At 72.2% G+C, this 7472-nt stretch carries 6 protein-coding genes; 3 read left to right on the forward strand and 3 right to left on the reverse strand.

The features are described 5' to 3' along the window. Positions 1 to 86: 86 nt before the first annotated feature. The 3 genes from ACYVMZ_RS12020 to ACYVMZ_RS12030 all read right to left on the reverse strand — a co-directional run bounded on the left by ACYVMZ_RS12020 (position 87) and on the right by ACYVMZ_RS12030 (position 3883). The gene (locus ACYVMZ_RS12020; RefSeq protein ID WP_461078506.1) at positions 87 to 2387 is read right to left on the reverse strand and encodes a molybdopterin oxidoreductase family protein; all 2301 of its coding nucleotides are present in this window, start codon (positions 2385 to 2387) and stop codon (positions 87 to 89) included. 112 nt (positions 2388 to 2499) lie between these two features. Beyond that, positions 2500 to 3114 (reverse strand): TetR family transcriptional regulator, encoded by a 615-nt coding sequence (locus ACYVMZ_RS12025; protein WP_461078508.1) that lies wholly within the window; start codon positions 3112 to 3114, stop codon positions 2500 to 2502. Between the two features lie 223 nt (positions 3115 to 3337). Further along, positions 3338 to 3883, reverse strand: coding sequence for a hypothetical protein (locus tag ACYVMZ_RS12030; RefSeq protein WP_461078510.1), 546 nt, complete (start codon positions 3881 to 3883; stop codon positions 3338 to 3340). A 202-nt stretch (positions 3884 to 4085) separates the two neighbouring features. Between ACYVMZ_RS12030 and hmgA the strand changes: the two genes are divergently transcribed. Genes hmgA through ACYVMZ_RS12045 form a run of 3 tightly spaced genes read left to right on the forward strand, consistent with a single transcriptional unit; the run spans position 4086 to position 7370 of the window. After that, positions 4086 to 5411, forward strand: a complete 1326-nt coding sequence (hmgA, locus tag ACYVMZ_RS12035) for a homogentisate 1,2-dioxygenase (protein ID WP_461078512.1) — start codon at positions 4086 to 4088, stop codon at positions 5409 to 5411. 28 nt (positions 5412 to 5439) lie between these two features. Further along, positions 5440 to 6189 carry a GntR family transcriptional regulator gene (locus ACYVMZ_RS12040; RefSeq protein ID WP_461078514.1) on the forward strand — a complete coding sequence of 250 codons (750 nt, stop codon included), beginning with the start codon at positions 5440 to 5442 and terminating at the stop codon, positions 6187 to 6189. A gap of 26 nt (positions 6190 to 6215) precedes the next feature. Further along, the gene (locus ACYVMZ_RS12045; protein ID WP_461078516.1) at positions 6216 to 7370 is read left to right on the forward strand and encodes a type ISP restriction/modification enzyme; all 1155 of its coding nucleotides are present in this window, start codon (positions 6216 to 6218) and stop codon (positions 7368 to 7370) included. The last annotated feature ends 102 nt before the right edge of the window (positions 7371 to 7472 follow it).

The following is a 7472-nucleotide window of genomic DNA, read 5'->3' on the forward strand; positions in this document are numbered from 1 at the left end:
GTCCGAGACGTTAGGTCGCGTCAAGCGGCGTTAACAAGACGTTGACATGCGAGCAATAAGCGCAAAACTCCTGGTCACAGCTTTGCTCAGGTCAGAGCGGTGAGCTTTTCGGTCACGGAGGCGGTCTCAGGACCGTTCTCGGCGGCGGCCTCGGGGCCGGTCTCGGCGGCGACCTCGACGGGCACTCCGTTGAGGACCGCGTTGCCCGACAGGGGGTCGAGCAGGCTGCCGTCGAGGAGCTGGTTGACGTTGACGCCGGGGTCGGTGGCGGCGTGGCTCAGCCGGGTGCCGGGCCGGTTGTGGCCCCAGCCGTGCGGCAGGCTCACCACGCCCGGCCGTACGCCGTCCGTGACCTCGGCGGGGGCGGTCACCTCTCCCCCGGCGCCCTTCACGCGCACCGGTGCCCCGTCCCGCACGCCCAGCCGTTCGGCGTCCTCGGGGTGGATGTGCAGGGTGCAGCGGTTGGAACCGCCGGTCAAGGCGGGCACGTTGTGCATCCAGCTGTTGTTGGAGCGCAGATGGCGGCGGCCGACGAGGACGAGCCCGTCGGGGCGCTCCTCCAGGGCCTTCTTCAGCCGCGGCAGGTCGTCCGCGATCGGCTGCGGCAGCAGTTCCACCTTGCCGCTCCTGGTCTTCAGCGGCTGGGGCAGCCGCGGCCGGAGCGGCCCGAGGTCGATGCCGTGCGGGTGCGCGAGCAGCTTCTGAAGGCTCAGCCCGTCCGGTCGTACGCCGAAGCCGTTGCCGTAGGGGCCGAGGCGCAGCATCATGTCGAGGCGCCGCTCGGGGCCGGTCTCACCGGTGAGCTGCGCGGCGAGTTCCTTCACGTCCCGGCCGTGCACCGGGGAGTGCGGCTCCTCGACCGCCTTGCCGAGGGTCTGGTCGATCACCATCTGGTCCACGGCGGCCGGGTCGGCGCCGTGCATGCCACTGGCGGCGAGGACCAGCCGGGCCAGGATCTCCGTCTCGGCCATGCGGCCGGGCTCCAGGGGAACGGCCGCGCGGGTGTAGCGGACCTGGTTGCGGACGGCGAGGGTGTTGAAGGCGAAGTCGTGGTGCGGGCTCTGCGAGGGCGGGGGCGGCGGCAGGACGACGTGGGCGTGGCGCGAGGTCTCGTTCAGGTACGGGTCGACGCTGACCATGAAGTCCAGCGAGGCGAGCGCGTTGTCGAGCCGGTCGCCGTCGGGCGCGGACAGCACCGGGTTGGCGGCGACGGCGATGACGGCGCGGACCGGCTCGCCCTCGTCGGTGGCGGTGTCGATCTCCTCGGCGAGGGCGGACAGCGGCAACTCGCCCTTCGCTTCCGGGTGCCGGCTCACCCGGGAGTGCCAGCGTCCGAGCGCGAAGCCGCGGCCGGGTCCGGCGGGGCGCGGGGTCCTGTCGGTGGCGGCCTGCGGAAAGAGGGCGCCGCCGGGGCGGTCGAGGTTGCCGGTGAGGAGGGTGAGGACGTCGACGAGCCAGCTGGCGAGCGTGCCGTGCGGAACGGTGCAGCTGCCGATGCGGCCGTAGACGGCGGCGGTGGGGGCGGCGGCGAGCTCCCGGGCGAGGGTACGGGCCACGGAGGCGTCGACGTCGCAGGCCCCGGCGACGGCCTTCGGCGTGAACTCCCTTACGGCCGCCCGGAGTTCCTCGACGCCCTGCACGTGCGGGGCCAGGTCACGCAGGTCGGCGAGGTCCTCGTCGAACAGCACGTACGCCATCGCCGCGAGCAGCAGCGCGTCCGTGCCGGGCCGGATGGCGATGTGCCGGTCGGCGAGCTTGGCGGTGCGGGTACGGCGCGGGTCGATGACGGTGAGGGTGCCGCCGCGGGCCTTGAGCGCCTTGAGCCGGCCGGGGAAGTCGGGGGCGGTGCACAGACTCCCGTTGGATTCCAGCGGGTTGGCGCCGATGAGGAGCAGGTGGTCGGTGCGGTCCAGGTCGGGAACGGGGATCGCGTTCGCGTCGCCGTACAGCAGACCGCTGGAGACGTGCTTGGGCATCTGGTCCACCGTGGACGCGCTGAAGATGCTGCGCGTGCCGAGCGCGCCGATGAGGAGCGGGGGGTAGAGCCCACCGGCCATGGTGTGCACGTTGGGGTTGCCGAGGACGACGCCGACGGAGTTCGGGCCGTACCGCTCGACGACCGGCCGGATGCCGGCGGCGACCGCGTCGAAGGCCTCCTCCCAGGTGGCCTCGCGCAGCTCGCCGTCCCTGCGCACCAGCGGGGTGCGCAACCGGTCGGGGTCGGAGTCGACCGCCCCGAAGGAGGCGCCCTTGGGGCAGATGAAGCCCTTGCTGAACACGTCGTCGCGGTCGCCCCGGGCGCCGGTGACGCGGGTTCCGTCGATGGTGAGCGTCAGGCCGCAGGTGGCCTCGCACAGGGGGCAGATTCGCAGGGCGGTGCGGGACACGGGTCCTCCCGGAGGGGCGCGGCAGCGGTGACGCGGGGACAGCGGATCGCAGCCGAGCATACCGACCGGTATGCATGGAGGGGAGCCCCCGGACCCGCCGGGGAGGGCCGTCTCAGTCCAGCACCCGCGCCAGATACGCTCGCAGCAGCTCCCGCATCTCCCCGATGATCTTCACGTCTCCCTCCGGCACCACCCGGAAGGCCAGGTGGACCAGGCTGTCGGCGGTCTCCACGGCGATGAGGAAGGTGCGCCGCAGGTCCTCGTCGGGCTCGCGGCCGAGATAGCCGGAGAGCAGGTCGGTGAGGCGGTCGGCGACGCGGTGGTTCGGTTCGGCGCGCGCGCCGACCGGGATCTGGTTGCCGAAGTCGACGAGCGAGAAGCCGGGCGCCGTGCGCTTCATGTCCAGGTATTCGTCGAGTACGGCGTCCAGGGCCGCGCGCCAGCCCGCGTCACCGGTCTCGCGCAGGCGCTCGGTGACCCGCTCGGAGTACCGCTCGAGGTTGCGCTGGGCCAGCGCGTCGGCCATCTGCCGCTTGTTGCCGAAGAAGCGGTAGACGGAGCCGATGGGCACACCGGCGCGCTGGGCGACGGCACGCGTGCTCAGGGCGTCGTAGCCGACCTCGTCGAGGAGGTCGGCGCAGGCGTCCAGGATCCTGGCCAGCCGTTCGGCGCTGCGCCGCTGCACGGGCGCACGGCGGAGCGATGTCGCGTGGGGCACGGGCTTCATGATGCCTTTCCGGCGCGGTCCGGTGAACCTCGACCCCCCTTACGGAGTCGACGGCCCGCTCCACTCATGCGCGGATGTCCGCCTCTCTCGGTGGATGCTCATTTCGATCAGGAGATGTCCGTTCACATCGAGGGATCTCCGGCTGCACCGACGGATCCTCGGCTGCATCGTGGGCTCCCCGGCCGCATCGACGGATCTCCGTTCACATCGACGGGTGTCCGTTTCAGCCATCCTCTCCGCCCGCCCGCGTGCCGGTCACAGCGCTCGGACCCGGCTCGGACACGGTGATGTCGGCCGTGCTCTCCACGGGCTCGCCGTCCACGGCCCACGCCGTGCCGTCGTCGGCGTACAGGCGGGCGGTGACGTGGTGCGTGCCGCGCGTGACGTGGTCGGCGGACAGGCGGTACTCGGGAGTGCGGAGCCTGGCGACGAGACGGCCGTCCAGGTACAAGTGCGCGAGTCCGCGCCCGGCCACCGCCCGGTCGGCCGCACCGGCCGACGAGAAGCGGAAGTTCCGCACGGTCAGGCGTACGTCCCAGCCGCCGCCGGCGCCGGGCTGCACCTCGATGCCCACGTCGGGGGCGCCCTTCTCACTCACCTCGCGATAGGGCCGCCCCTCCTTGTCGGTGTCCTCCAGGAGCGTGCCCACCGGCGAGGGTGACACCCCGTTTCCCCGCTCCGGCGCATCACTGGACCCGCAGCCCACGGCTCCGCCCAGCAGCAGGACACAGACCGCGAGCGCGGCGAGAAGGCTCCGCGTCCACGACATGACCGGGAGCGTAGAACACGGGTCCGACCTCGCGGATCCGCCTCAAGTCGGGTTCCCGTCCTCCGTCGAGAGGAGGCCCGCAGGACGGCACAGGACGTCAGGAGGAGATCGTTCGCGTGTCGCACGCCCGCGCAACCTCTTGCGCCGCCGAAAACGCAATCCTACGGTGTTACATAGGAATCGGACGCAAGGGAGCACGATCATGAGCGGGGACGCGCGGAAGACCGCCGAAGGGCTGACCTATCTCTCCGGCTTCGGCAACGAGCACAGCTCCGAGGCCGTCCCGGGCGCACTGCCCGAGGGCCGCAACTCACCGCAGCGCGCTCCGCTCGGGCTGTACGCGGAGCAGCTGAGCGGCACGGCGTTCACCGAGCCGCGGGCGCACAACCGCCGCTCGTGGCTGTACCGCATCCGCCCGTCGGCCGCGCACCCGGCGTTCACCCGCGCCGACAACGGCACGCTCCGCACCGCCCCCTTCACGGAGGCCGTCCCCGATCCCAACCGTCTGCGCTGGAACCCGCTGCCCGAGCCCGCCCCGGGAACGGACTTCCTGGCCGGCCTGTGGACGCTCGGCGGCAACGGCGACGCGACCCAGCGCTCCGGCATGGCCGTGCACCTCTACCACGCCAACGCCTCCATGGACCGCGTCTTCAGCGACGCCGACGGCGAGCTGCTGATCGTCCCGGAGCGCGGCGGACTGCTGCTGCGCACGGAGTTCGGCCTGCTGCATGTGGAGCCGAGCCATGTGGCGCTGATCCCTCGTGGGGTGCGCTTCCGTGTGGAGCTGCTGGACGAGTCCGCCCGAGGTTATGTGTGCGAGAACTACGGCGCCCCCTTCCGCCTCCCCGACCTCGGCCCGATCGGCGCCAACGGCCTCGCCAACGCCCGGGACTTCCGGGCACCGGTGGCCGCGTACGAGGACGTCGAGGGCCCGGTGGAGGTGGTGAACAAGTTCTGCGGCAACCTCTGGACGGCGACCTACGACCACTCCCCGCTCGATGTCGTCGCCTGGCACGGAAACCATGTGCCGTACGTCTACGACCTGCGCCGTTTCAATGTGCTCGGCACCATCTCGTACGACCACCCCGACCCGTCGATCTTCACCGTGCTGACGTCCCCATCCGACACCCCGGGCCTGGCGGGCGTCGACTTCGTCGTGTTCGCGCCGCGCTGGCTGGTGGGCGAGGACACCTTCCGGCCGCCGTACTTCCACCGGAACGTGATGAGCGAGTACATGGGCCTGATCGAGGGCGCGTACGACGCGAAGACATCCGGACCCGGGGGCTTCGTGCCGGGCGGCGGCTCGCTGCACAACATGATGTCGGCGCACGGGCCGGACCGGGAGACGTTCGACAAGGCCAGCGCCGCCGAGCTGAAGCCGCAGAAGATCGACGACGGGCTGGCGTTCATGTTCGAGACCCGCTGGCCGGTGACCCTCACCCCGCAGGCGGCGCGGGCCGAGCACCTGCAGCAGCGCTACGACGACGTGTGGCAGGGCCTGGAGCGTCACTTCCGCCCCTTGCACTGATCGTTCCCTGACGGTACGGATGGCAGCCGTGACCTCCTTCGCTCCGGACTCGATCGTCCTGAACCGCAAGCTGCCGCTCTGGTACCAGGTGTCGCAGTCGCTGCGCGCCTCGATCCTCGGCCGCTCGCCCCAGGACCCGCTGCGTCTGCCCACCGAGGAGCAGCTGGCGGGGCACTACGGCGTGAGCGTGCTGACGATGCGGCAGGCGCTGAAGGAGCTGGAGGACGAGGGGCTGATCTCCCGCCACCGCCGGCGCGGCACGTTCATCGAGCCCGACGCGCGCAGGGGCGCCCCGGTGCGCCTGCTGGGCTCGGTGGACGCGATCGTGGCCCAGCAGTCCGGCATGACGACCGAGCTGCTGGACCACGGCCCCGCGCCCGTGCCGGCCGAACTCGCCGAGTACTTCCCGGACCTGCCCGAGGTGGCGACGTACCACCGCCTGCGCAGCGACGAGAAGACCGGCGAGCCGACCAACCACGCCCGCAACTACGTCCGTCCCGAACTGGCCGCCCGCATCGACCTGGACGACCTGGTGCGCTGGCCGATGACCAAGGTGCTGCGGGACGCCGTCGGGGCGGACATCAGCCGCATCACGGACACGGTGGAGGCGCGGCTGGCCGACCCGGAGACGGCCCGGCTGCTCGACGTGCCGCTGCTCAGCCCGATCCTGCACTACACCGGCATCACCTACGACGCCGAGGGACGCCCTTTGGACGTGGCCGTCATCCACTACCGCGGCGACCGCTTCTCCTTCACGGTGACCCTGGACGCCACCTGACCCGGCTGTCACCCCCAGGCTCTACGATGCCCAGCGTGACGCACGACGACGCTCCGCTGCTGGCGGACCTCATGCCGTGGTCCGTCGCACCGCCGCGGCTCGGCCGGGGCTGGCCGGCGGGCCCCGACGCGGCGTCCCTGAAGGCCCGTTGGGACGCGCTGATGAAGGCCGAGGGCCCCGACCGCGAGACGCTGTTCGAGCCGACGCGCTCGCGGACGCTGCACACGGCGGTCGGTCAGCTGCCGGGCCGGTCCAGCGGCACGGAGAAGCTGGTCCGCGCCTCGGGCCCCTGCCCGGAGCCGGTGCGCGTGCTGCACGCCCCGTTCGACGAACAGTGGCTGATCCCCGACCACCGGCTGATCGACGCGGCCCGCCCGGAGCTGTGGCGGGTGACGGACGGGCACCAGATCTTCGCCGTGGAGAGCGACGCTCCCGGCCCCGTCCTGCTGGCGACGTCCCTGCTGCCCGTGCTCCGCCCCGGCCGCATCCGCCCGCTGTACCGCCGCCCCGGCGGCGCGGAACCCAACCTGGCGCCCGGCCTGTCGGACCATCTGGCCGCGCGCCTGGGCGTCTCCCCCACTCCCGTGGACGTGCTGGCCTGGATCACGGCCATGGCCCGCCCCGGCCTCACCGTCCCGCTCACCGGGGACGCCGACGCATGGGCGCGGGGTGTGGAAGTGGGCCGCCGGATGCTGTGGCTGATGCGCCGCGACGGCGAACGCCCCAAGCTGCCGGGCGGCCGCCGCCCGTACGTGCGCGCCCCGCTGCCGTCCCGCCCTGTGGCGCTGCACTACGACCGGGGCGAGGAGGCGCTGTTCCTGGACGAGGGCCGCATCTCCCCGGTGCCGCCGGAGGCCTGGGACTTCGAGGTGGCGGGAGTACGGGTGCTGGAGCAGTGGTTCGCGGCCCGCACGACCCGGGCCGAACCGGACACGCTGGCCGCGATCCGCCCGGCCACCTGGCCGCAGACCTGGACGTCCGAACTCCTGGAGCTGATCACGGTCCTCGCCCTGCTCGCCGAACTGCGCCCGCAGCAGGAGGAGTTGACAGCACCCGATCCGATCACGGCGGCCGAGCTGCACAAGGCGGGCGTGCTGCCGGTGCCGGACGCGGCCCGCAGACCGGCCTCGGTGCTGGACGGACCCGAGGAGGGCCCGGAGGGCCAGCTCGCGCTGATCTGAGCGCTCTAGACGAGTAGTTCCGAATGCGGGGTTCTCAGCCGTGGGGAGGGTGTCCAACATCGGGTTGTGACGACCGAGTTAGACACCCTCTTGACCGCACTG

Source organism: Streptomyces deserti, assembly GCF_054782695.1.

Excerpts from the sequence above, each read along its gene's own strand:
- ACYVMZ_RS12025 (WP_461078508.1), bottom strand. The coding sequence starts at position 3,114 with ATGAAGCCCGTGCCCCACGCGACATCGCTCCGCCGTGCGCCCGTGCAG.
- ACYVMZ_RS12030 (WP_461078510.1), bottom strand. The coding sequence starts at position 3,883 with ATGTCGTGGACGCGGAGCCTTCTCGCCGCGCTCGCGGTCTGTGTCCTG.
- hmgA (WP_461078512.1), top strand. The coding sequence starts at position 4,086 with ATGAGCGGGGACGCGCGGAAGACCGCCGAAGGGCTGACCTATCTCTCC.
- ACYVMZ_RS12045 (WP_461078516.1), top strand. The coding sequence starts at position 6,216 with ATGCCCAGCGTGACGCACGACGACGCTCCGCTGCTGGCGGACCTCATG.